Raw genomic sequence first — 24,516 nt, 5'->3', positions numbered from 1 at the left:
ACTCATCAATGCGATGATTTATTTCAACGATTCACCATTAGAGGAAATAACCTCTTTATACCAGTAGAAACTTTTCTTACGCCGACGTTCTAATGTGCCGTTCCCTTCATCATCACGATCGACATAAATGAAGCCGTAGCGTTTCGACATTTCGGCCTTTGACGCACTTACCAGATCGATAGGCCCCCAGCAGGTATACCCCATCACCTCAACGCCATCTTCCAGCGCTTCACCCACTTGATAGAGGTGATCGTTCAGGTATTTGATGCGATAGTCATCATTAATGCTGCCATCGCTTTCCAGTTTGTCTTTGGCACCCAAACCGTTTTCCACAATGAACAGCGGTTTTTGGTAGCGGTCATACAGGTAGTTCAGCAAATAGCGCAGCCCTTCCGGGTCGATCTGCCAGCCCCACTCAGAGCTTTCCAGATGCGGGTTCGGCACCATATTCAAAATATTGCCGCGGGCTTTCAGGTTCGCTTCTTCATCCGTGGTTACACAGCCCGTCATGTAATAGCTGAAAGAAATGAAATCGATAGTTTCTTTCAGCGACTGGCGATCGTCTTCCGTTACCGTCAGCGTAATACCGTGCTGTGCAAAGAAACGCGTCATGTACGACGGGTAGTATCCTCGGGCTTGGACATCACCGAAGAACAGCCAATCGCGATTCTGCTGCATTGTTTCCATGACATCCGCTGGCTTGCAGGTTAACGGATAGAACATGGATCCCAGCATCATATTGCCGATTTTTGCATCAGGGATGATGTCATGGCACGCCTTCACCGCCTTGGCACTCGCCACAAGCTGGTGATGAATCGCCTGATAAATATCCTGCTTACTGCTCTCTGTCGGTAAACCAATGCCTGTAAAAGGCGCATGTAACGCACAGTTGATTTCGTTGAACGTCAGCCAATATTTCACTTTGTCTTTATAGCGCTGGAATACCGTGCGAGCGTAGCGCTCAAAGAACGTAATCGTTTCACGACTTCCCCAGCCGCCGTAATTCTTCACCAGACCATACGGCATTTCATAGTGGGACAGCGTCACCAAAGGTTGAATACCGTATTTTGCCATCTCATCCAACAGACGATCGTAAAAAGCCAGCCCTGCCTCATTCGGTTGGGTTTCATCGCCTTGCGGGAAAATACGCGTCCAGGCAATGGAGATTCTCAGGCATTTGAAGCCCATTTCGGCAAAGAGCGCGATATCTTCGGGATAGCGATGATAAAAATCGATCGCCGTGTCTTTGATTCCGCTGTCGCCCGGTGTACGCGTGACGATCTCGCCAAAAATACCCTGTGGCTGTAAATCGGACGTTGATAATCCTTTGCCGTCCGTTAAGTACGCACCTTCAACCTGATTGGCTGCAATCGCGCCGCCCCACAAGAATGCTTTCGGAAACTGATGGCTCATCTTTTCTCCTCCCAATTGGGTCGTAAATGTCAATGTCAGCGAATTAACGTCAGCAAAGCGCCCTGTTCCTGCACGGCGTTTCCGGCGGTAGGCAGAACATCAGCGTAATCTTCGCTATTGGTGATAATGACAGGCGTTGTCGTGTCATATCCGGCTTTCTCAATCGCCTGATAGTCAAACTCCACCAGAAGATCGCCCTGCTTCACGACATCGCCGGTCTTAATGTGTGCAGTGAAATACTGACCATCCAACTTCACCGTATCGATACCGACGTGAATGAGCACCTCGGCTCCCTCTTCCGATTCGAGCCCAATGGCATGATTAGTCTTGAACAGCGAGGCGATCGTGCCATTCACCGGTGAAACCACGCGCCCGGCCTGCGGTTTAATCGCAATGCCTTTTCCCATTAAGCCACTGGCGAAGGTTTCATCGCTGACTTGTTCAAGTGGCAGAACCATTCCGTCGATCGGACTGCTTATCTCTTGCTTACGCGTCACATCGCTCTGGCGCGGTGTAGCTTGCGGTGCCGACGCAGGAACATTTGCTTCTGTCGTCTTCTCTTGCGCCGGAATCCCAAATGCCCAGGTTGCTACCGCCGCGAAGGTAAAGGCAATCACCGTACCAATAATGGCGGCCCAGACCGTGTTATCGACGCCTGTTGGTGGGATAACCTGGGTAAAAGTAAAGATGCTCGGGAAGCCGAAGGAATAAATCGTGGTGTTGAAATACCCCAGCACACCAGCACCGATAGCACCGCCCAAACAGCCAAAGATGAAAGGACGCTTCAGCGGCAGCGTGACGCCATACACCGCAGGCTCTGTAATACCAAAGATAGCTGCCGAGAATGCCGAACCAGAAATCCCTTTCAGCTTCATATCACGGGTACGCAGCAGCACGCCCAGCACCGCGCCTGCCTGCCCTAACACCGCAGGCGTCAGCAGCGGCAGCAGAGTGTCGTGACCCAACACGCTGAGGTTGTTGATCATCAGCGGCGTCAAGCCCCAGTGCAGACCAAAGATCACGAACACCTGCCACAGCGCGCCCATCAGTGCGCCCGCAATCGTAGAGTTCAGCCCGTAGATCAGTTGGTAGCCACCAGCCAGCATATGTCCAAGCCAGGTTGCCGCTGGCCCAATCAGCAGGAACGTGACGGGGACCGTGATACAGAGGCACAGCAACGGCGTGAAGAAATTGCGAATATTGATATGCAATATGGCGTTCAGAGGCCTTTCCAAACGTGAAGAGAGCCAGGCTGAAAAAATAATCGGAATAACAGAAGAAGCATAATTAATAAAGGTGATCGGCATACCCAGAAAATACAGCTGCTGATAATTCGCATTCTGCATCGCGCCAAATTCGGCAATCATGGAAGGGTGTACCAGCGTGGCGCCGATCACCATGGTAACGAATGGATTTCCACCAAATTTTTTCCCTGCGGTATACCCTAACACCACCGGGAAGAAAAAGAATAATGCATCGCTTGCCGCAAACAGAACTTTATAGGTTCCGCTGGATTCAACCATCCATCCGCACACTAAACTCAGTGCTAAAAAGCCCTTTAAAATACCGGAAGCAACCATGACACCAATTAACGGCGTAAATATTCCAGAAATAATGTCGATAAAGCGGGAAAGAAGATTTCCTTTCTTCTTATCGTCGCCCCCAACATTTGTGGAATCAGTCTGGTCGCTCAACCCAGAAATATCCAGTAAGCTGCGATAGACATCGCTGACGTGATTGCCTACGACGACCTGAAATTGTCCGCCGCTTTCAACCACCATGATCACGCCTGAATTACTTTTCAGCGCCGCGGCATCCGCTTTTTTGTCGTCTTTTAATTTAAAACGTAATCGGGTTGCGCAGTGCATGACGCTAATGATGTTGCCGCGACCACCGACACCATCGAGTATCTCACTTGCTAATGCTTTGTATTCCATCGTCTATCCTTAATGCTAAACAGACTTAAATATCAATAATTTAAGATTGCCAGCTCTGTTTGAGACAAAAAAAAACCTAAATCGTTTTTCCCAATAAGCATTGAGAAAACGATTTAGGTTTTGCCTGCCCGCCTAGACCAGCCTGACAGTAACAATCCTGTTTATGTGCCCGCACAACGACTGTGCCGACAATAACACTTACTTCATCTGATAATTTGCTTTCCACATACTTTATGCTTTCACTTTCACCGTATGCAAGGATATTTACCTTCCATACGGCTATTTTGTGACGAAAAGCAAATTAGCAGAAATTATTCCCCATCACCGGGTTCTATTTTATCCTGACCTTCTGTCCGGACACGTTCAATATGAATCGTTAAAAACATCAACTCTTCTTTCGTTAACGTGTAGTGATACTTTTGAATAATGTGTGTCTGTATTTTTTCCGCACAACGATAAGACAATTGATATCGTTCTTTCACGACATCATGTAATGACTCATCATCACTAAATACCGTGCTTTTTCCTATTAACCGCTGCGCGAAGAACTTCAGATGCGTCACAAAGCGGTGATAGCTTAATGCGTGTTCGTTATAATCCAGATTCAGTTGATATTTTACAATATTCAGTATTTCCTGCATGATTTTGGTAATTTGCAAGACTTCCGGCATTTCGCTGTCGAGCTGCGCGTTCACCAAATGCAAAGCAATAAACCCAGCTTCATCTTCTGGTAAGCGCACGGCCAAACGCTGCTCAATAATATCCAGCGCTTCCAGGCCGACAGCGAACTCTTTTGGATACAGACGCTTTATTTCCCATAACAACACATTGCGGATATCCACCCCTTGTTTATGGCGTTCTATCGAAAAATGGCAGTGATCCGTTAAAGAAATATAGACACTGTTTTGCAATTTCCCCGGCAAACGCTCTTTTGCCAGCAAAATGATCTTGTCTGCTGTCGTGATGACATCCATCGGAATCTCTGACAGCAACTCCTGTAGGCGTGACGTCAGTTCCCCAGATTTCATCACAAACACGCGTTCAATCAGCGTTTCGTCCAGCAGGTCGCCAGAGTGCTTTTTGAAGCCCAGCCCGCGTCCCATCACAACCGACTCATTATTGTTTTCGTCGATTACGGTAACGACATTATTGTTGAGTATTTTGGCAATCTTCATTTTTCAAACCCTGGAAACAAAAAAACCAGACACCCGTAGCAAGAACGAGTATCTGGTTTTGCCTGCTTACGCAGTAACAATCCGCAATAACAGGTAAACTACCATCTACCTTCATCTTCTCAAGAAGCATGACACAAAAACGTGATACGGATCGACAGAAAAGCATGCGGCTTACACGCATTTTCTTTATTTATTGCCCGCTGTTACAAGAATTGCTCACTTGCCTCGGTTCGCTGTAATCGCGCATTCCTGCCGCGAATGACTTAGGCAGTTGCGCAACAACGTTGGGTAAAAACACCAAATTGATCAATTTTTTGCGTAAACGCGACAAAATATTCAATTTCATACCTTTTACCACCTTGTTTCTCGTCGCTTAATAACTATAATACGGAACGTCGTTTCAATTGAATGGTTTCAGCTAAACAACGTGCCACTATCAATAACATTATTATCAACGGCATCGCCAACGCGACTCCCGCAAACCTTATGCGACGAGCGGTTGCGCACTTCATCACCCATTCATTACGACCATCTATACTTACCTTTTCTATACTGTTTCCTCATACATTCTTTCCAGCGGCTTGCCTCGCATCGCCACTGGTTCACTCGTTTTTTTATCCATCACAACTTGTAGAAACTATCGTATGAAAAAGACAAAAATTGTTTGTACCATCGGGCCGAAAACAGAGTCAGAAGAAATGCTTGGCAACCTGCTGTCTGCCGGCATGAATGTTATGCGCCTGAATTTCTCTCACGGGGATTACGCAGAACACGGCCAACGCATCAAGAATCTGCGTGCCGTCATGGAAAAAACCGGCAAGAAAGCCGCTATCCTGCTTGACACCAAAGGCCCAGAAATCCGTACCATGAAGCTGGAAAACGGCGCTGACGTTACGCTGACCGCTGGTCAAACGTTCACGTTCACCACCGATCAGAGCATCGTGGGCAACAAAGATCGCGTCGCCGTCACATATGCAGGCTTTACTGAAGACCTCAGCGTGGGCAACACCGTTCTGGTCGATGACGGCTTGATCGGTATGCAGGTTACGGCAATCAACGGTAATGACGTCGTTTGTAAAGTGCTGAACAATGGCGATCTGGGCGAGAATAAAGGTGTCAACCTGCCTGGCGTCTCCATCCAACTACCTGCTCTGGCTGAAAAAGACAAACGTGACCTGATTTTCGGTTGCGAACAAGGCGTCGATTTCATTGCCGCATCCTTTATTCGTAAACGTTCTGATGTTGAAGAAATCCGCGCTCACCTGAAAGCACATGGTGGCGAGCACATCCAGATCATCTCCAAAATCGAAAACCAGGAAGGCCTGAACAATTTCGACGAAATCCTGGAAGCGTCTGACGGTATCATGGTCGCTCGTGGCGATCTGGGCGTTGAAATCCCAGTTGAAGAAGTGATCTTCGCACAGAAAATGATGATCGAAAAATGTAACCTTGCACGCAAAGTGGTGATCACCGCGACGCAAATGCTGGATTCCATGATCAAAAACCCACGCCCTACCCGCGCAGAAGCCGGCGACGTGGCGAACGCCATCATCGACGGTACCGATGCCGTGATGCTGTCTGGCGAAAGTGCGAAAGGTAAATACCCGCTGGAATCTGTTACCATTATGGCGACGATCTGTCAGCGTACCGACTCCGTAATGAAAAGCCGTCTGGATACCATCAAGACGCCTCCGGTTCTGCGTATCACTGAAGCGGTCTGCCGTGGCGCAGTCGAAACGGCAGAAAAACTGGATGCACCACTGATTGTGGTTGCGACCAGCGGCGGTAAGTCTGCCAAGTCTATCCGCAAATACTTCCCGAATGCCCGCATTCTGGCACTGACAACTAACGAAGTCACCGCACGTCAACTGCTGCTGAGCAAAGGCATTGATACGCTGCTGGTGAAAGAAATCGCGTCTACCGATGATTTCTACCGCATCGGTAAAGAAGCGGCGCTGAACAGCGGTTATGCGCAGGCTGGCGACGTTGTGGTGATGGTCTCTGGCGCACTGGTTTCCAGCGGCACCACCAACACGTCTTCTGTACACCGTCTCTGATCCCACCCCTCAGATCGGTAAAAAGCGCCTTAATGGCGCTTTTTTTATATTCTGAAACGACTTTCTACAGTGTGATAACCTAATTAATGCGTTTGCGTAACACACCATTTAATAGCCTAAAACTTCGGAGTTATCCGATAAAAATAGCACTGTTTTCCTTACTTTTTTAATGAATATGTAAAACTCGCTGTTTCTTTGAGCGAACGATCAAAATTAAGCATGTTCTCATCAAAAATTTATTCTCATTAGAAAAAAGTTTGTGTAATACTTGTAACGCTACATGGAGATTAACTCAATCTAGAGGGTATTAATAATGAATCGTACTAAACTGGTACTGGGCGCGGTAATTCTGGGTTCTACTCTGCTTGCTGGTTGTTCAAGCAACGCTAAAATTGATCAGCTGTCTTCTGACGTTCAGACTCTGAACGCTAAAGTTGACCAACTGAGCAACGACGTGAACGCAATCCGCTCTGACGTACAAGCTGCTAAAGACGACGCAGCTCGTGCTAACCAGCGTCTGGACAACCAAGTTCGTACTTACAAAAAGTAATCGAGCTGGTTAAGTAGTGAAAATGGCGCACATTGTGCGCCATTTTTTTGCCTGCGTTTTAGGCTTTCAACGTTCCCTTTCAATTCTTTGTCACCTGTTCAAACCTATTCATCCTTCCACTCTATCCCTGAGCCAGCACAGATGCGCCTAAACGCATCTGGCCGATTTATTTCATTATTACCGCGCGGTGGTGCTGATCGCCGTGATCGGCGCAACCTGATGCGTCTGAGGCGCTTCTGGAGCTGATTCCACCGGTGGCTGGTAGGTATTGATGTCTTGCCCTACGCTCACCACAATTGGCATGCCTGAGCGACGCACAATTGCGTCAGCAAACGCTTTACTGTCCGTCTCTGCATCTTTAACAAATTTCTGCATCTTTGCCGTCAGCGGAATTGGCATGGTTTGCGGATCGTCCTTATCGGTCTTGGATAAAGGCTGATGCACTTCAACGTAGCGTTTGCCGTCCGGTTCAACGGAGGTTTTAATTGCATCGTTAACAATCTGCACCCGTGTACCGACTGGCACGTTGTCGAACAGTGCCTTAATGTCATCTGGGCGCAAACGGATACAGCCAGAGCTCACGCGCATGCCGATACCGAAGTCAGCGTTCGTGCCATGCAGCAGATACACGCCGCCGTGTGCAGACAGACGCAACGCATGTAACCCCATCGGGTTATCTGGGCCAGCCGGAACGACAGCGGGCAGTTTAATGCCCTGCTCTTCAAGATAATGTTTACGAATGTTCGCCGTTGGCGTCCAAGTCGGGTTCTCACGCTTCTCACTCACGCTGGTCGTCATTAGTGGCGTATTGCGCCCCAACTGACCAATGCCGATCGGATACACGATGACGGTATTCTTCCCTTTCGGGTAGTAGTAGAGGCGTAGTTCCGCCAGATTGACCACAATGCCTTCACGCGGAGTATCCGGAAGCAGCATTTGCGTGGGGATGGTGAGCGTGGAACCCGCTTTCGGCAGGTAAGGATCCACGCCAGAGTTCGCTTCCATCATGCCCAATAAACCAATCTTGAAATCCGCAGCAATAGCTTCCAGCGGACGCCCATCATTGGGGACCGTATAAGCGATATTCTCGCCGATAAGGCGGCTATTTGGTGGCGGTAGCGGATATTCCGTCGCTTTAGCAATGGTGCTGGTCAGGTATGCCGCGAAAGCCATACCAAGTAAAGTTAACGCGCGTTTCATATTAGGTTCCCTACAATCAATAACATCTGGCTGTGTTCCCAGAGTGCAGTATCCGGCTATACCTCTTGATCTGGTGTTAATGCGACTATTATTGCCACTCTCCACCGAACGTGGGTATATATTAGCATTGTTGTAACAAAAGAATATTTTATTTAAAAATCAAAGCATTGATATTCAATTCTTTACAAAGCAGAGTCAGAATAAAATTTAACGGGAAATAAATATACGGGACGAATTCTGAAATATCAGCGAGTTAATAAATAGGCCGAAAAACAATAACGTACCGTTGGTAAAAAACTGCAAATGAAAAAAACAAAAAAGCGCTGGACGTTTTTTCCGTCACAGCGCTTTTTTATACTTCAGGAAAGCAGAAAACAGGGGAGAAAACTAAAGCAGTGCCGCAGCATGTGCGCGAATCGCGCGCAGCATGGCCTCAAGCCCCTGAGAGCGGGATGGCGTCAGGTGTTGATTCAGCGCCAGCGATTCAAAGAATGGTCGCACATCCAGCTCAACGAGCTCCTGCGCGGTCAGCCCCTGATACAGGCTGAAAACCACCGCAATCAACCCTTTCACGATGGCGGCATCGCTGTCGCCGTGTAGGGTGAGCACGCCCTGCTCATCGGGCTGTGTCACAATCCAAACCTGGCTTTGGCACCCCGAAATCAGATTCTCTGGATTACGCCACTCGTCGGGCAGAGGATCAAGGCGCTCCCCTAACTCGATGATATAAAGATATTTCTCTTCCCAGTCATTACAGCGCGCAAAGTTGCGCGCCAGTTTCTGCGGTTCTGGCAGACTCGCCATGTTTTCCTCCCCGAGCAGTATGCGCGCGGCGCTTAACTGCCCAGCAATCGATGGATACGTTGCAATCCGGCAACCAGCCGGTCAATTTCTTCGCGTGTAGTATAAACGGCCAGCGAGGCGCGGCACATACTGGGAACACCATAGTGTTCCATCAGCGGCATCGCGCAATGGTGGCCGGTGCGAATCGCAATACCGTACCGATCGAGGAAACTTCCGACATCATAGGCGTGATGCTGCCCAAGATTAAACGCAATGACGCCGTGACGCTCAGCAGGGCCGTACAACGTCAGGTCGGGCACTTGCTTTAGCGCTTCCAGCGCATACTGCATCAATGAAGATTCATAACGTTGAATCTCTTCCCGTCCCAGCGCCGTCACATAGTCCAACGCGGCACCTAAGCCCATGATACCTCCCGTATTCGGTGAGCCGGCCTCAAAGCGCCACGGTGAATCCGCATAGGTGGTGCCGGTACGCAGGCTAACCTGACGAATCATCGCCCCACCGCCTTCCCACGGCGGCATGGCCTGAAGCAGGTCACGTTTGCCGTACAGCACGCCAATACCCGAAGGGCCGTAGATCTTATGTCCTGAAAAGACAAAGAAATCGCAGTCCAGATCCTGCACATCGACAGGCTGATGCATAATCGACTGCGCGCCATCAACCAACACGACTGCGCCAGCCGCTTTTGCTTGTGCGATCATGGCCTTAACCGGATTCAACGCACCGAGTACGTTAGAGATGTGCGTCACCGCCAGCAGGCGAGTACGTTCATCCAGCAATGCAGGAAGCTGCGCAACATCCAGCGAGCCATCTTCGGCCAACGGCAATACGCGAACCTCAACGCTACGCGCTTCCGCCAACATCTGCCAGGGAACAATATTCGCGTGGTGTTCCATCTCGGTGATGATCAGGTTGTCGCCCGGCTGGATGAAGGTACGGCCATAGCTGTTGGCCACCAGATTGATGGCCTCCGTCGTCCCGCGAACAAAGACAATCTCGTCTACCGAAGCTGCATTGATAAAGGATGCCACCTTTTCGCGCACGGCTTCCATCGCGCTGGTCGCCTGCGCGCTCAGCGTGTGGATGCCGCGATGCACCGCCGCGTATTCATGGCGATAGAATTCTGCCTCACGATCGATAACCGACTGCGGTTTTTGCGCACTCGCTGCGCTATCAAGATAGGCTAACGGTTGACCGTTAACCTCACTTGCCAGCACCGGAAAATCGGCACGAACCCGCTCAATAGGATAACTCATCATACCGCCTTGCCGGCATTCGCCAGCGCGTTGGGCAAACGCTGTGCGATACGTTCCAGAACCACATCTCGCAGAGACTCGTTTTCAATCGCTTCTGTGACTTCCGCCGCGAAGGCGAATATAATCATCTGTTGAGCATCCTGCTGCGTAATACCACGAGAACGCAGATAGAACAGCTGTTCTTCGTCCATACGGCCAATAGTGGCACCGTGGCTACATTTCACGTCATCCGCGTAGATTTCCAACTGTGGCTTGGTATCGACTTCAGCCAACCTGCCCAACAGCAGGTTATTGTTGGTCATCTGGCCATCCGTTTTCAGCGCATGAGGCGCAACTTTGATCATGCCGTTAAACACCGCTTTGGCGCGATCGTTGACGATGACTTTATGTAACTGACGGCTTTCGCCGTAACCCTGATTGTGTTCCAGATACGTCCGCGTATCGCACACTTCGCTGCCAACCGGCAGAATCAGGCTGTTCATGGACAGATTGGTGCCTTCGCCGTTCAGTTGAGCGCTCGTGTTGTGACGCGTCAGCCCCGCTCCCAGCAGGAAGCTGTGGCTACGAACCCGTGCATCACGTGCCAGCACCAAATCGTTATGCGCGAAGTGGTAACTCGCTGCCGCTTCAAACGCCAGCTTATAGTGGCTCACTTGGCTGTTTTCCGCCGCATTCACCGTCAGGCGTGCGCCGGTAAAGTGAGCATGCTCATCCAGACTGACGTAGTGCTCAATAATTTCCGCACTCGCGCCACGTTCAACGTTCAGATGATGACGGTAGTGAACGGTGTTCAATGCCGCCGCCTGACTGCTGCTGATGTGCAACAGGTAAAGCGGTTTCTCCGCCTGCTGTCCGGCAGCCAGACGAATCAGCGTACTTTCACTCGCCAGACTTTCGGTCAAATGCAGGAACACCTCGGACTGGATGGCCGCAGGCAACACGCCCTGCGCACGCGACGCCTGCACGTCAACCTGATAAGAGCCCCATGCGCTGTCGCTGAGTTCAGCATTGAATACCCCATCGACAAATACCAGACGCCAGCTATCCACAGCTAAAGCCAGTGACTCCACCGCTGCGCGATCGAGAGACTGGGCCTGCGGCGCAACAAATTCGTTGTTCAGCAAACTATCCAGTGGCGTGTATTTCCAGTGCTCGTGCTTACGGTGCGGTAAGCCAAGGCGCACCACATCCTGCCAATGCTGGTTCGCGTCTTCAGAACGGCGTGACGCATCACGTTCAAACAGGCCATGCCATTGCTGCAATGCCTTCTCTTGTTTCTGTGCGATGCCAATTTTACCCGCCGTGTTTTCGCTCGTCACATTATTGCCCGTCGGTAAGCCAGCCATAGCCTTGCTCCTCCAACTGTTTCACCAGCGAGAAATCACCGGATTTCACAATGCGCCCTTGATACAGAACGTGAACGTGGTCTGGTTTGATGTAATCAAGAATACGCTGGTAGTGCGTGACGATGATGAACGAACGTTTGCCGTCGCGCAGGGAGTTCACACCGTTAGAGACGATTTTCAGTGCATCGATGTCCAGCCCGGAGTCGGTTTCATCCAAAATACACAAATCCGGCTCCAGCGCCGCCATTTGCAGAATGTCGTTACGCTTCTTTTCACCGCCGGAGAAGCCCACGTTGACCGAACGGGTCAGCAGATCTTCCGGCATATTCAACAGTTTGATCTTTTCTTCGATAAAATCGGCGAAGTCAAAGCGATCCAGCGGTTCTTGTTCGCGGTATTTACGCACCGCGTTAACGGAGGTTTGCAGGAAGAACTGGTTGCTGACGCCGGGGATCTCGACAGGGTACTGGAACGCCATGAAGACGCCCTCGCCTGCGCGATCTTCTGGGGACAGTTCCAGCAGGTCTTTCCCTTTGAAGCTCACCGAACCGTCGGTCACTTCGTATTCTTCACGTCCAGCCAGCGTCGCGGAGAGCGTACTTTTACCTGAGCCATTCGGGCCCATAATCGCGTGAACTTCACCTGGCTTAATGGTGAGATTAAGCCCTTTGATGATCTCTTTGCCTTCTACGCTAACTTTTAAATTTTCGATGCTTAACATGCTTATTCCTTCCAACGCTCAATGCAACGAGCGCTTAATGAATTCCGGGACCGATGATTCTCATTATTCGTTTGTGAAAATCCCGGTAACCGCCGAATTAACCCACGCTGTGTTCCAGGCTAATCGCCAGTAACTTTTGTGCTTCTACCGCAAATTCCAGCGGCAATTCAGAGAAGACGTCCTTACAGAATCCGTTCACGATCATCGAGATGGCATCATCTTCGCTGATACCGCGTTGCAGACAGTAGAACAGTTGGTCTTCACCAATTTTCGAGGTCGTCGCTTCGTGCTCCAACTGCGCGGTATTGTTGCGCACTTCCACGTACGGGAACGTGTGCGCACCGCACTCGCTACCGATCAGCATGGAGTCACACTGGGTGAAGTTACGGGCGTTGGTCGCGCTCGGCATGATCTTCACCAGACCGCGGTAGGTGTTCTCACTACGTCCGGCGGAAATCCCTTTAGAGATGATGGTCGAACGGGTGTTTTTACCGATGTGAATCATCTTGGTGCCGGTATCGGCCTGCTGACGACCATTGGTCAAGGCAACAGAGAAGAATTCACCGACGGAGTAGTCGCCACGCAGAATGACGCTCGGGTATTTCCAGGTGATCGCTGAACCGGTTTCCGACTGCGTCCATGACATTTTTGAATGCTCGCCTGCACACAGCGCGCGCTTGGTCACGAAGTTCAGAATCCCACCTTCTGCGTCATCCTTACCGGAGAACCAGTTCTGAACAGTGGAGTATTTCACTTCAGCATTCTTGTTGATGATGACTTCCACCACGGCGGCGTGCAGTTGGTAGGTATCACGAACGGGTGCAGAGCAGCCTTCGATGTAGCTGACGTAGCTGTCATCATCGGCGATCAGGATCGTACGCTCGAACTGGCCGGTTTTCGCCGCGTTGATGCGGAAATACGTCGACAGTTCCATCGGGCAGCGCACGCCTTTCGGGATGTACACAAACGTGCCATCAGAAGCAACCGCCGAGTTCAGCGCCGCAAAGAAGTTATCGTTCGCCGGTACGACCGTACCGAGATACTGACGCACCAGATCGGGATGTTCCTGAATCGCCTCGCTGAATGAACAGAAGATAATGCCTTTTTCAGCCAGCTCATGCCGATACGTGGTTGCAACAGATACGGAATCGAAAATCGCATCGACCGCCACTTTTTTGCCTTCACGGACAGGAACACCCAGCTGATTAAACGCATTTTCTACTTCGCTGGTCAGGTAATTATTCACGTCCGTAATTCCGGATTGCTGCTTAGCGCCGGGCTCAGAGCCGCAGCTGTCGTCGCAGTTACCGCAGGAAGGCGCGGAATAATAGCTATAGTCCTGATAGTCGAGTTTCTCGTAATGGGCTTTCAGCCAATGCGGTTCTTCCATCTCCAGCCACGCTTTGTAGGCGTTAAGACGGAACTCCAGCATCCACTCAGGTTCATTACGCTTCGCCGAGATCGCCCGTACGACATCTTCATTGATGCCGCGCGCCAGCTCATCGGTTTCCAATTGCGTAAAGAAACCTTCTTTATAGCGTCCATCACCCATCCAGATCTGGACATCATCAGGTACATCTACCGTGCTACGTGCCATAATTTTTCATCACTTAAATGCCAAAGCTTTCGCCACATCCACAAGCATGCTGCGCTCTGGGATTATTAAACTTGAATATCTGATTCAGCCCTTCACGGACGAAATCAAGTTCTGTGCCGTCAATGAAAGGCATTGCTTTCAATGGGACATACAGTTTTGCACCATCACGTTCGAAGACCAGATCGTCGGTTTCGAACTCCTGTACCAGATCCAGCACATAGCCGAATCCCGCACAGCCGGATTGTTTAACGCTGAGCCGCAGTCCTTGCACGGCCTCATCCTGCTTCATCAGATTCTTAATCTGCTTCACGGCGCTCTCTGTCAGCGTCAATCCTTGCCAGACATTTTCATCCAGTGAAAACGTCCCTACATTTTCCGCTTGCATATGGAATACCTCATTACGTGTGGTACCAGTTTTAGGCTGGTTTCCCCTAATGTTAGTGATAATGAAACTAGCTTCAACCTCTTGTTTCGCAGGGCTATTCGTAACATTTCAGTTTTTAGCAAGCCAATAGCACCATTTTACACGTCTCGGGTGCGCCAAACAATGTAGTAAAAAACCAGATAAACAATTGATAATAAATGAATTAATAGCATAACCCTGTCCCTTTCGGTCAGGTAAAAATCATCATCTCGTTATCATTATTATAACATTTATCGATGATACCTATTTATAAAACAGGGAAGGTATATGAAAATTTATGTGACTTCCGATCGTACTTTTTGGTGTTAAAGCACATTTTGCCCATTGATCGCGGCCTTTTTTATAAATATGATAATGATTATCATTTCATATTCAGGATCGATCACCATGCATTCCGTGACTGCCTGGCTGCACCACCAGATTGACGAATATAAATTCCAGATTCGCGATGCCACCGTTGATTTTTACATGGCGGAAGCTCGCCTGAACCGTCCTGGAAGCAATATTGACCATTTACGTCGCTATCATAATGCCTGCATGGATATGGTTGAACTCTGTCTGAGAAACGGCGATGACGACAGCTATTTGCATGCGCTGGTCAAGTTGCACAATCGATTGATTAAAGAGATTAATAATGAAGGGCGTTGCCACCTCTTTCGGGTACAAAGCTACTACTTTGCCCGTAACACGCTGAAATCGATTTGCCATCAGCTAAGCATGCAAGGTTCATGGGATAAAGCGACCGCGTTTCAGACCGACTTCGTTAAGCGCGTGCCGTTTCTTCCCTGAATAACCGAACTAGACCGTCAGGCAGTCTGGTTCGGTGTTTACTTCGTGTTTACGGCGTAATAATCGATGTTGTCAGGCGAGAAATGCAACACAGGCGATTCTGATTATCAAAAATCTCAATCTGCCATACCTGATTACGGCGACCAACATGAAGCGCACGGCACACGCCCCGCACTTCACCTTCGCGCACGGCTCGCAGGTGGTTGGCATTGATTTCAAGGCCCACCACCTGCTGATCGCCCTCAGAGCACAAATAGCCCGCCACCGACCCCAGCGATTCCGCCAGCACGACGGACGCGCCGCCGTGTAATAAGCCGAACGGCTGGCGCGTGCGAGAATCCACTGGCATCACGGCTTCCAGATAATCCTCCGCGATATGGGTATAGCGGATACCGATATGACCCACCATGCACGTCTGGCTCGGTTCGTTAAGTTGCTCAAGCGTAACTTGTCGTTTCCATAGCATCAGATAATCTCCAGCAGGGCCTGTAGCGGATGGCGTAGTGCAGTGCCTTCCATACGTTTCACCTGACTGCGGCATGAATAACCGGTGGTCAGGCAGCGTTTCTGGGGTAACTTCTGTAGCACCTGTTGCCAGGATAGCGCATAAATGCCCTGCGAGTTGGCGAGGTTTTTGGTTTCATGGCCGTAGGTTCCCGCCATACCGCAGCACCCGACGCTGACATTCTCCAGTTTGGCACCAAAGCGCGAGAAGATATCAGCCCATTGTTTCGTGCTGATCGGCAGTGCCGTGGTTTCCGTACAGTGTCCCAGCAGATACCAGGATTCGCCAGTGACAGGCTGCGGTGTGCTGCCTGCCAGTGCCGTCACCAGCCATTCATGCACCAGTTGCACCTGGAAATCTCCGCGTTTCTCACCCAGGATTTCACGGTATTCATCGCGATAGCACAGTACCAACGCCGGATCAACGCCCACCATCGGCATCCCCAGTTTAGCGACGCGGTTCAAAAAATCTGCCGTCTTCGACGCCGTTTTGGCAAAACGCTGCAAGAAGCCTTTAATGTGCTGCGCCTTCCCGTTCGGTGAGAACGGCAACAGCACCGGTTTCAGCTTCAGTTTTTCGATCAGATGGACGAAATCTGCCACCACCTGCGCATCGTAATAGCTGGTAAACGGATCCTGCACGATTAACACGTACTGCTGGCGCGCCGCTTCCGGTAACTGTTCCAACTGTTCCAGCGTGGTGTTAACTCCGCTATGCCCAGCAAACTGCTGACGCAGCGACGGCGATGACAACAAAGGTAAATCGACCATACCGATCTGGCTGCGGCTCAGGTTATTCAGCAGCGGCATTTTCAGGAAGAAGTTAAACGTCTTCGGACTGCGTGCCATCAGCGGTGCATAGCTTTCAACGCCGGCGACCAGATAGTCACGAACCGGACGCAGATAGCGCGTGTGATAAAGTTGCAAGAAACGGGAACGGAAACCGGGCACGTCAATCTTGATAGGGCACTGCGTTGAACAGGCTTTACACGCCAGACAGCCCGACATCGCCTCTTTGACTTCGTGGGAAAAATCGTAATCCCCCTGCTTCGCCTGCCAGGTATTACGGGTTTTCTGGATAAACGCCCGCAGGCTGAGTTTCTGCTGCGGCAATGCCTTCTCCAGCATCACCGGATCGACGCCCTGCTCCGCCAGCAGGCGTAACCATTCACGCACCAGCGTCGCACGGCCTTTCGGGGAATGAATGCGGTTGCCGCTGATTTTCATCGACGGGCACATGGGGCTACGCGCATCAAAGTTAAAGCACAGCCCGTTACCGTTACATTCCATCGCGCCACGGAACGCCGTACGTACCGTCAGAGGGATCGTGCGGTCGAACGTGCCGCGCTTGACCGCATCGACTTTCATCATCGGCGCATCCACGTCCAGCGGCGCACAAATCTTCCCGGGATTAAGCCGGTTATCTGGATCGAACGCCGCTTTGATGCGGCGCAGTTCGGCATACAGCTCCGGTCCAAAAAATTCGGGGCTGTACTCAGCGCGGAAGCCTTTGCCATGTTCGCCCCACAGTAGGCCGCCATATTTGGCCGTCAGCGCGACAATCTGGTCGGAAAGCTGTTTCATCAGCATTTCCTGCTGCGGGTCGCACATATCCAGCGCAGGACGCACATGCAGCACGCCGGCATCCACGTGACCGAACATACCGTACGTCAGGTTATGGCTATCCAGCAGTGCGCGGAATTCTTCAATGTAATCAGCCAAATGCTGTGGCGGCACACAGGTATCTTCCGCGAATGGAATCGGCTTCGCCTGCCCTTTACTGTTGCCCAGCAGGCCTACGGCTTTTTTCCGCATGGCGTAAATACGTTCGATGCCAGCCAGATCGTTACAGGTTTGATAACCAATGACCCCGCCTTCTCCGCTCGCCAGCAGCGTATCCAGTCCCTGACAGAGCGCGTCGACCTGCCCGTTAATCAGCGCGTCATCATCACCCGCAAACTCAACGATATTCAGGCCAAGCATTTCCTGATTAGGCACATCGGTAATCAATTCGCTAACGGAATGCCAGACGATATCCTCGCGGGCAAGGTTTAATACCTTAGAGTCCACGGTTTCAACCGACAGCGCCTTCGCTTCCACCATGAACGGTGCATTGCGCAGCGCTGAGTTAAAGGAGTCATATTTGATATTCACCAGACGGCGAATCTTTGGCAACGGCGTGATATCGAGCTTCGCTTCGGTGATAAACGCCAGCGTACCTTCAGCACCGGTCAAAATTCGCGTCAGGTCGAAGGTTTGGAGATCGTCGCTGAACACATGACGCAGGTCGTAACCCGTCAGAAAACGATTCAGCTTAGGGAATTTGTCGATGATCAACGCGCGCTGTTCGCGACAGCGGTGCAGCACCGTATGGTAAATACGGCCAATAGCGGAATCTTCTAACGCCAGTTTCTCCGCCAGCGTGACTGGCATCGCTTGCGTATCCAACATCTCGCCGCCCAGCAGGATCGCACGTAGCCCCAAGACATGGTCTGAGGTTTTTCCGTACACCAGCGAGCCTTGCCCCGATGCATCGGTGTTGATCATGCCGCCCAGCGTCGCTCGGTTACTGGTCGACAGTTCTGGCGCAAAGAAATAGCCATAAGGTTTCAGGTACTGATTAAGCTGATCTTTAATGACACCAGCCTCGACGCGCACCCATCCCTGTTCAGGGTTAATTTCCAGAATGCGGTTCATATAACGCGACATATCGACCACGATGCCGCGATTCAGCGCCTGTCCGTTCGTTCCCGTACCGCCGCCGCGTGGAGTAAAAGTCAGCTCTGAAAAACGCGCTTCACCCGCCAGGCGCGATAAGATCGCGACATCAGCGGTTGAGCGCGGGAACACCACCGCATCCGGCAAAAGTTGATAGATGCTGTTATCCGTTGCCATGGTAAGACGATCGGCATAGTTGGTCGCCGTATCGCCTGTAAATCCATTTTTCTTCAATGCTTCCAGAAAATTAAGCACCGGCTGAACCAGCCCGGGAGATTGCGTGATCTGTGGGATCATTATTTTTTGACCCTGTCCGTACATGATGTGTTTGCCAATATGTCGTGATATGCCTGTGAAGCGCGGTATATAGCCGCGCTGTCATCGGGGACATCACGTTTTATCACATTTCGCAATCGTGTGCGCTCTCGGATCGGCAAAAACATACAGCGTGTTGATGAACCGCTGTTTCACCAACAAAATGTTCAACAGGCTGTCAAAACACCCAGAAATATTTCATGATGACAGATGACCACAGGCTGTCACCCAAGCTACCTCGCCTTCAGCCCTTTCTTTTGCTATTGAGGAACGATTCATTGAGCAAATATTCTCAGCCACCACGATTTGATCTGGCCAGAATCCTGTTCAGTCTGGTGTTTATTACCATCATGATTATTGCCTGCTTTTGGGTCGTGCAGCCTTTTATTCTGGGATTCGCCTGGGCATGTATGGTGGTCATTGCCACCTGGCCGATGCTGATTAAATTTCAGGCGCTATTGTGGGGCAGGCGTTCTCTGGCAGTGATCGTGATGACGCTGCTGCTTATTCTGCTATTTATTGTCCCGATTGCCGTTCTTGTTAGTAGCGTAGTGGATAACAGTTCGGCGTTAATGAGTTGGGGAGCTCGGCAGGAAAACTTTTCTCCCCCCACGCTGGAGTGGCTGACGTCTATTCCTTTCGTCGGTGAAAAATTGTTCAACAGTTGGCAGACGTTGCTGCAAAGCGGCGGTAGCGGCCTGTTCGCCAAAGTGCAACCCTATTTTGGTAAAACAGCGACCTGGTTAGTGGCACAAGCGGCCAATATCGGGCGATTTCTGATGCATTGTTCCCTGATGCTGATCTTCAGTGCCCTGCTGTATTACAAAGGGGAAGCCGTAGCGAGAGCCGTGCGACATTTCGCTATCCGGCTGGGGAAAGAGCGTGGCGATGCCGCTGTCATTCTGGCAGCACAGTCGATTCGCGCTGTCGCACTAGGCGTGGTGGTTACCGCTATCGTGCAGTCGGTGTTGGGCGGAATTGGGCTGGGGCTGTCCGGTATTCCCCATACCACACTACTGACTGTGCTGATGTTTCTGTCTTGTCTGGCGCAGTTGGGGCCACTTCCGGTACTGATTCCTGCCATTATCTGGCTATATTGGACGGGTGATGCCACCTGGGGCACCGTTCTGCTGGTCTGGAGCTGCGTCGTTGGCACTATCGATAACGTGATCCGCCCAGTATTGATCAGGATGGGAGCCGATCTTCCTATGCTGCTGATTCTTTCCGGCGTGATTGGCGGTTTGCTGGCGTTTGGCATGATAGGAATATTTATTGGCCCAGTCGTCCTCGCCGTTTCCTATCGTCTGCTATTTGCTTGGATGCGTGAAATTCCCGAACCGCAAAGCATCCTCTCCGTTAATGCATCTAACACGCCAGATAAAGAGTAAGACCGACAGTTACCGTTTTCTCTTCCCGTGGGCGGCGCACCGCCCACTCATTGCCTACTCTCACCATCACGTCTCCGTGGTACACCTTTTCCTCACTTTTCAATAGATAAAAATAGCTAATGATTACCCCTCTATTCTTAGGGAATCATCCTAAAAATTTTGATATCATTTCTCTAACGCATCAATATTATTGACAATATAAAAATACTTAGAGACCAATCCTTAAAAAATAATTAACTATTAGGATGATTCTTAATGACTGAATAGGGCATAATCCATAGGATAAATACCGGAGCTAGTATTAACCTACTGTTTGTCAATGAGGTTTCCTCCTCGTCAGAGTTAGTAACGAAGAGTTAGTAACGAATTGCTGTGTGTAGTCTTTGCCCATCCCCTGAGATGGGCCTTTTTTTTTCTTTCATTTCTCTTCCATTCAATTACGCGTCATTCTTTTTTGTTACTCTCCTGTCTGCTTAGTCTCAGTTCAGTTTTTCAGGAGTTTTTCATGACGCCTCTCACCGCGAAGAGATTACTACTCTGTGGCTTATTCAGCCTTCTGACCGCCTGCGACAATCCAACACCGGCGGTACAACGCCCCTTATTAACCATTGAAGGTAAAACGATGGGGACGTTTTACAGCGTAAAAATTAGCGGCGACATCACCGAAGACAAAACGCAACTGCAACGAGAAATCGATGCCCTGCTGGAGCAGGCCAATAACGACATCTCTACCTACCGTGACGATTCCGTGCTATCACGTTTTAATCAGTATCGGGGGACAGAGCCACAGCCTATAAGCAACGGCATGGCGGATATCATTCTGGCTGCGTTGCGTATCGGTAAAGCGACCCACGGCGCGATGGATATCACCGTCGGCCCGTTAGTTAACCTCTGGGGATTTGGCCCGCAGAAGCAGCCTACGCGCATCCCCAGCCAGCAGCAGATCGACTTAGCGCGGCAAAACGTTGGGTTGCGTCACCTGAAACTGATCGGCGACGAAAAAGGAGAATGGATTCAGAAAGATCTTCCGGATTTATATGTCGATCTCTCCACATTGGGTGAAGGGTATGGCGCAGATGTTCTCGCACAGTTAATGACGCGCAAAGGGATCACCAATTATCTGGTTTCCGTCGGCGGCGCCATTTCCAGCCGTGGCATAAATGCAGAAGGTACGCCGTGGCGCGTGGCGATTCAGAAGCCAACCGACCAGGAAAACGCGGTACAGGCAGCAGTAAATTTGCAGGGTTATGCCATTAGTACCTCCGGCAGCTACCGGAATTATTTTGAGCAGGACAATAAGCGCTACTCTCACGTTATCGATCCCGAGACAGGCAGACCGATTACTCATCAACTGGTTTCTGCGACCGTGATTGCACCGACCGCACTAGAAGCGGATGGCTGGGATACCGGTTTGATGGTGTTGGGAACGGAGAAAGCGTTGAAACTGGCGGAACAGCAGGGGTTGGCGGTTTATCTGATTACCAAAACGGATAAGGGCTTTAGCGCGGTAATGACGCCGCAGTTTAAATCCTTCCTGATTGCGGCACCGTGATTTTCAGCACAGCTTGCGATCAGCGGCGGTCGAGCGGTGGTAATGGATAGATCGTAAAGACGCTGTGAATACCTCCCTGTACGCTCGGATTGCGCCATCCATGGCGCAAACGCTTTACTCTTCTATTCCATTACCACCGTTTTCATTCTGTGAATACTGTTTCAGTTGCCTGATGACTACACATCAGGCATTCACCGTACTAATTACTTGTGCTCAGCCAGATTCAGCCAGGTTTGCACCACAGTGTCTGGGTTGAGAGACAGGCTATCAATGCCCTGCTCCATCAGCCAGAGGGCGAAATCTTCGTGATCTGACGGCCCCTGACCGCAAATACCGACGTATTTACCCTGTTTCTTGGCGGCCTTGATCGCCATCGACAGCAGCGCTTTCACCGCATCGTTACGTTCGTCAAACAGCGACGATACCACGCCGGAGTCGCGGTCCAGACCCAGCGCCAGCTGCGTCATGTCGTTTGAACCGATGGAGAAGCCATCAAAGTGTTGCAGGAATTCATCGGCCAACAGCGCGTTGGACGGAATTTCGCACATCATGATGATTTTCAGGCCGTCTTCGCCACGGCGCAGGCCTTGACTCGCCAGCTCGGCAATCACCGCTTCCGCTTGCGCCACAGTACGAACAAACGGGATCATGATTTCCACGTTTTTCAGACCCATCACGTTACGCACGCGCTTAACCGCTTCACACTCCAGCGCAAAGCAGGCTTTGAAATCCGAAGAAACATAGCGACCCGCACCACGGAAGCCCAGCATCGGGTTTTCTTCTTCCGGTTCATAGCGCTCGCCGCCAACCAGATTGGCGTATTCGTTGGATTTAAAATCGGACAGGCGGACGATGACGCGCTTCGGTGAGAATGCCGCCGCCAGCGTTGCGATCCCTTCAACCAGCCGACCGACATAGAATTCAACCGGATCGTCGTAGCCCTGCATCAGCGTTTTGATCTCACGTTGCAGTTCTGGGGTTTGCTGATCGAATTCCAGTAGCGCACGCGGGTGCACGCCAATCATGCGGTTAATAATAAATTCCAGACGCGCCAGACCGACGCCATCGTTTGGCAGGCAGGCAAAATCAAAGGCGCGATCAGGGTTACCCACATTCATCATGATTTTCAACGGCAGTGCAGGCATTTCATCAATCTGTGAACTCTTCACGGAGAAGTCCAGCAGATCCTGATACACATAACCCGTGTCACCTTCCGCGCAGGAAACGGTCACTTTTTGCCCCTTGTGCAAACGCTCGGTCGCATCACCACAACCCACAACGGCAGGGATACCCAACTCACGCGCGATAATGGCAGCATGGCAAGTACGTCCACCACGATTGGTCACGATCGCTGCGGCCTTCTTCATGATCGGTTCCCAGTCTGGGTCGGTCATGTCGGTTACCAGCACATCGCCCGCATTGATCAGGTGCATCTCGCTGATGTCCTGAATCACTTTGACTTCGCCCGCACCAATGCGGTGGCCGATAGCACGACCTTCCACCAGCACCGTGCCGCTGGCAGGCAGGTGGTAGCGTTCCATCACCTGGCCGTTAGAGCGTACCGTTTCCGGACGCGCCTGCACGATATAGAGTTTGCCTGTGTGGCCATCTTTCGCCCACTCGATATCCATCGGGCGGCCATAGTGTTTCTCAATCAGCAGTGCCTGACGCGCCAGTGCCTGTACTTCATCATCCGTCAGGCTGAAACGCATCGTTTGTTCTGCTGGTACATCTTCAATCCGCACTTGCTTGCCATGTTCCTGGCTCGCGGCATAGACCATACGGATTTTTTTCGATCCCATGTTACGGCGCACAATCGCAGGTTTGTTGTTCTGCAAGGTCGGTTTGTGAACATAGAACTCGTCTGGGTTCACCGCTCCCTGTACTACCATTTCACCCAAACCGTACGCCGAAGTGATGAACACCACCTGATCAAAACCAGATTCGGTATCAATGGTAAACATCACACCCGCAGACGCCAGATCGGAGCGCACCATACGCTGTATGCCCGCCGATAGCGCCACGCCACGGTGGTCATAGCCCTGATGCACACGATAAGAGATCGCGCGATCGTTAAACAGCGATGCAAACACGTGCTTCACTGCGACCATCACCGCGTCGATGCCCTGCACGTTCAGGAAGGTTTCCTGTTGGCCGGCGAAAGACGCATCCGGCATGTCTTCTGCCGTGGCAGAGGAACGCACGGCAAACGAGGCGTCTTTCTCACCATCGGCCAGTTGCTGATAGGCGTCACGAATCGCCTGCTCCAGCTCCGGCTGGAATGGCGTATCAATAATCCACTGGCGAATCTGCGTACCGGCGCTGGCCAGTTGATTCAGATCGTCAATGTCGGTGCGATCGAGCAGCTCATAAATGCGCTGGTTAATCCCGCTTTGATTAAGAAAATCATTAAACGCCTGCGCCGTTGTCGCAAAGCCGTTGGGAACGGCTACGCCCAATCCTGAAAGGTTGGTGATCATTTCACCCAGAGAGGCATTTTTGCCCCCCACCCTTTCAACGTCGTGCATACCGAGCTGGTTATACCAAAGGACATTACGCAAATCAGGGCCGTTATTGGACATCGAAAATAATCCTTTCTGCATACAATTAGGGTATGAAAGAGTTCGGTTGAGAATCGCCTCAACGCAATCAGGTTAGCATAGCGTTTTGATGAACATAGACAGGTGAATCGATCAACCTATGAAAAAAAACTGATTTCACGGCAAATGATTGCTTAACACAATAAAAATCCAATATCGTAGAAGATTAG

Annotated in this window: 18 protein-coding genes and 1 other RNA gene; 6 read left to right on the top strand and 13 right to left on the bottom strand. The window is 50.9% G+C overall.

The annotated features are described in order from the left end of the window. Window positions 1-18: 18 nt before the first annotated feature. The 3 genes from H0247_RS11765 to licT all read right to left on the bottom strand — a co-directional run bounded on the left by H0247_RS11765 (window position 19) and on the right by licT (window position 4,525). Window positions 19-1,413: a glycoside hydrolase family 1 protein gene (locus tag H0247_RS11765; protein WP_180742694.1), complete on the bottom strand. Its 1,395-nt coding sequence runs from the start codon at window positions 1,411-1,413 to the stop codon at window positions 19-21. Window positions 1,414-1,448: 35 nt separating this feature from the next. Continuing rightward, entirely contained in the window at window positions 1,449-3,350 is a 1,902-nt protein-coding gene (gene bglF / locus H0247_RS11760; protein ID WP_180742693.1) for a PTS beta-glucoside transporter subunit IIABC, read from the bottom strand. A gap of 311 nt (window positions 3,351-3,661) precedes the next feature. Beyond that, window positions 3,662-4,525, bottom strand: a complete 864-nt coding sequence (licT, locus tag H0247_RS11755; protein ID WP_180742692.1) for a BglG family transcription antiterminator LicT — start codon at window positions 4,523-4,525, stop codon at window positions 3,662-3,664. Between the two features lie 644 nt (window positions 4,526-5,169). On the opposite strand from licT, the gene pykF reads away from it, so the two are divergent. Next, complete coding sequence (gene pykF, locus H0247_RS11750; RefSeq protein ID WP_180742691.1) at window positions 5,170-6,582, top strand: pyruvate kinase PykF; 1,413 nt, start codon at window positions 5,170-5,172, stop codon at window positions 6,580-6,582. Between the two features lie 313 nt (window positions 6,583-6,895). Next, a complete protein-coding gene (locus H0247_RS11745) occupies window positions 6,896-7,132 on the top strand; it encodes a major outer membrane lipoprotein (RefSeq protein ID WP_005970385.1) in 237 nt (78 codons plus the stop codon). A gap of 177 nt (window positions 7,133-7,309) precedes the next feature. Here H0247_RS11745 and H0247_RS11740 read toward each other — a convergent pair whose 3' ends face one another. From H0247_RS11740 to sufA, 7 genes are all read right to left on the bottom strand, one after another. After that, window positions 7,310-8,332 carry a L,D-transpeptidase family protein gene (locus tag H0247_RS11740; RefSeq protein ID WP_180742690.1) on the bottom strand — a complete coding sequence of 341 codons (1,023 nt, stop codon included), beginning with the start codon at window positions 8,330-8,332 and terminating at the stop codon, window positions 7,310-7,312. Window positions 8,333-8,719: 387 nt separating this feature from the next. Beyond that, window positions 8,720-9,136: a cysteine desulfuration protein SufE gene (gene sufE / locus H0247_RS11735; protein ID WP_180742689.1), complete on the bottom strand. Its 417-nt coding sequence runs from the start codon at window positions 9,134-9,136 to the stop codon at window positions 8,720-8,722. A gap of 32 nt (window positions 9,137-9,168) precedes the next feature. Beyond that, entirely contained in the window at window positions 9,169-10,392 is a 1,224-nt protein-coding gene (sufS, locus tag H0247_RS11730) for a cysteine desulfurase SufS (protein WP_180742797.1), read from the bottom strand. Beyond that, window positions 10,392-11,738, bottom strand: coding sequence for a Fe-S cluster assembly protein SufD (gene sufD, locus H0247_RS11725; RefSeq protein WP_180742688.1), 1,347 nt, complete (start codon window positions 11,736-11,738; stop codon window positions 10,392-10,394). Before sufD ends, sufS begins: the two co-directional genes overlap by 1 nt. After that, window positions 11,713-12,459 (bottom strand): Fe-S cluster assembly ATPase SufC, encoded by a 747-nt coding sequence (sufC, locus tag H0247_RS11720; RefSeq protein ID WP_014700368.1) that lies wholly within the window; start codon window positions 12,457-12,459, stop codon window positions 11,713-11,715. The genes sufD and sufC overlap by 26 nt, the downstream gene beginning before the upstream one ends. A 97-nt stretch (window positions 12,460-12,556) precedes the next feature. After that, a complete protein-coding gene (gene sufB, locus H0247_RS11715) occupies window positions 12,557-14,056 on the bottom strand; it encodes a Fe-S cluster assembly protein SufB (RefSeq protein WP_180742687.1) in 1,500 nt (499 codons plus the stop codon). A 13-nt stretch (window positions 14,057-14,069) separates the two neighbouring features. After that, window positions 14,070-14,441 (bottom strand): Fe-S cluster assembly scaffold SufA, encoded by a 372-nt coding sequence (sufA, locus tag H0247_RS11710; RefSeq protein ID WP_015840661.1) that lies wholly within the window; start codon window positions 14,439-14,441, stop codon window positions 14,070-14,072. 426 nt (window positions 14,442-14,867) lie between these two features. Between sufA and H0247_RS11705 the strand changes: the two genes are divergently transcribed. After that, window positions 14,868-15,269, top strand: a complete 402-nt coding sequence (locus tag H0247_RS11705; RefSeq protein ID WP_180742686.1) for a hypothetical protein — start codon at window positions 14,868-14,870, stop codon at window positions 15,267-15,269. Between the two features lie 49 nt (window positions 15,270-15,318). On the opposite strand, the gene menI is transcribed toward H0247_RS11705, so the two are convergent. Both menI and H0247_RS11695 read right to left on the bottom strand, forming a co-directional pair. Continuing rightward, entirely contained in the window at window positions 15,319-15,735 is a 417-nt protein-coding gene (menI, locus tag H0247_RS11700; RefSeq protein ID WP_180742685.1) for a 1,4-dihydroxy-2-naphthoyl-CoA hydrolase, read from the bottom strand. Continuing rightward, a complete protein-coding gene (locus H0247_RS11695) occupies window positions 15,735-18,788 on the bottom strand; it encodes an FAD-binding and (Fe-S)-binding domain-containing protein (protein WP_180742684.1) in 3,054 nt (1,017 codons plus the stop codon). The genes menI and H0247_RS11695 overlap by 1 nt, the downstream gene beginning before the upstream one ends. Before the next feature lie 296 nt (window positions 18,789-19,084). On the opposite strand from H0247_RS11695, the gene ydiK reads away from it, so the two are divergent. The 3 genes from ydiK (at window position 19,085) to apbE (ending at window position 21,746) form a co-directional block, all read left to right on the top strand. Beyond that, window positions 19,085-20,194 (top strand): AI-2E family transporter YdiK, encoded by a 1,110-nt coding sequence (gene ydiK, locus H0247_RS11690; protein WP_180742683.1) that lies wholly within the window; start codon window positions 19,085-19,087, stop codon window positions 20,192-20,194. 289 nt (window positions 20,195-20,483) lie between these two features. After that, window positions 20,484-20,609, top strand: an RNA gene (gene rprA / locus H0247_RS11685) — antisense sRNA RprA. A 90-nt stretch (window positions 20,610-20,699) separates the two neighbouring features. After that, window positions 20,700-21,746, top strand: coding sequence for an FAD:protein FMN transferase ApbE (gene apbE, locus H0247_RS11680; protein ID WP_180742682.1), 1,047 nt, complete (start codon window positions 20,700-20,702; stop codon window positions 21,744-21,746). Between the two features lie 203 nt (window positions 21,747-21,949). On the opposite strand, the gene ppsA is transcribed toward apbE, so the two are convergent. Next, entirely contained in the window at window positions 21,950-24,328 is a 2,379-nt protein-coding gene (gene ppsA / locus H0247_RS11675) for a phosphoenolpyruvate synthase (RefSeq protein ID WP_180742681.1), read from the bottom strand. Window positions 24,329-24,516: the final 188 nt, after the last annotated feature.

Origin of the sequence: Pectobacterium sp. CFBP8739 (genome assembly GCF_013449375.1) — a bacterium.
Classification (GTDB): Bacteria; Pseudomonadota; Gammaproteobacteria; order Enterobacterales; family Enterobacteriaceae; genus Pectobacterium.
This window is presented reverse-complemented; position numbering and strand designations above follow the sequence as displayed.

Excerpts from the sequence above, each read along its gene's own strand:
- H0247_RS11765 (WP_180742694.1), bottom strand. The coding sequence starts at position 1,413 with ATGAGCCATCAGTTTCCGAAAGCATTCTTGTGGGGCGGCGCGATTGCA.
- bglF (WP_180742693.1), bottom strand. The coding sequence starts at position 3,350 with ATGGAATACAAAGCATTAGCAAGTGAGATACTCGATGGTGTCGGTGGT.
- licT (WP_180742692.1), bottom strand. The coding sequence starts at position 4,525 with ATGAAGATTGCCAAAATACTCAACAATAATGTCGTTACCGTAATCGAC.
- pykF (WP_180742691.1), top strand. The coding sequence starts at position 5,170 with ATGAAAAAGACAAAAATTGTTTGTACCATCGGGCCGAAAACAGAGTCA.
- H0247_RS11745 (WP_005970385.1), top strand. The coding sequence starts at position 6,896 with ATGAATCGTACTAAACTGGTACTGGGCGCGGTAATTCTGGGTTCTACT.
- H0247_RS11740 (WP_180742690.1), bottom strand. The coding sequence starts at position 8,332 with ATGAAACGCGCGTTAACTTTACTTGGTATGGCTTTCGCGGCATACCTG.
- sufE (WP_180742689.1), bottom strand. The coding sequence starts at position 9,136 with ATGGCGAGTCTGCCAGAACCGCAGAAACTGGCGCGCAACTTTGCGCGC.
- sufS (WP_180742797.1), bottom strand. The coding sequence starts at position 10,392 with ATGAGTTATCCTATTGAGCGGGTTCGTGCCGATTTTCCGGTGCTGGCA.
- sufD (WP_180742688.1), bottom strand. The coding sequence starts at position 11,738 with ATGGCTGGCTTACCGACGGGCAATAATGTGACGAGCGAAAACACGGCG.
- sufC (WP_014700368.1), bottom strand. The coding sequence starts at position 12,459 with ATGTTAAGCATCGAAAATTTAAAAGTTAGCGTAGAAGGCAAAGAGATC.
- sufB (WP_180742687.1), bottom strand. The coding sequence starts at position 14,056 with ATGGCACGTAGCACGGTAGATGTACCTGATGATGTCCAGATCTGGATG.
- sufA (WP_015840661.1), bottom strand. The coding sequence starts at position 14,441 with ATGCAAGCGGAAAATGTAGGGACGTTTTCACTGGATGAAAATGTCTGG.
- H0247_RS11705 (WP_180742686.1), top strand. The coding sequence starts at position 14,868 with ATGCATTCCGTGACTGCCTGGCTGCACCACCAGATTGACGAATATAAA.
- menI (WP_180742685.1), bottom strand. The coding sequence starts at position 15,735 with ATGCTATGGAAACGACAAGTTACGCTTGAGCAACTTAACGAACCGAGC.
- H0247_RS11695 (WP_180742684.1), bottom strand. The coding sequence starts at position 18,788 with ATGATCCCACAGATCACGCAATCTCCCGGGCTGGTTCAGCCGGTGCTT.
- apbE (WP_180742682.1), top strand. The coding sequence starts at position 20,700 with ATGACGCCTCTCACCGCGAAGAGATTACTACTCTGTGGCTTATTCAGC.
- ppsA (WP_180742681.1), bottom strand. The coding sequence starts at position 24,328 with ATGTCCAATAACGGCCCTGATTTGCGTAATGTCCTTTGGTATAACCAG.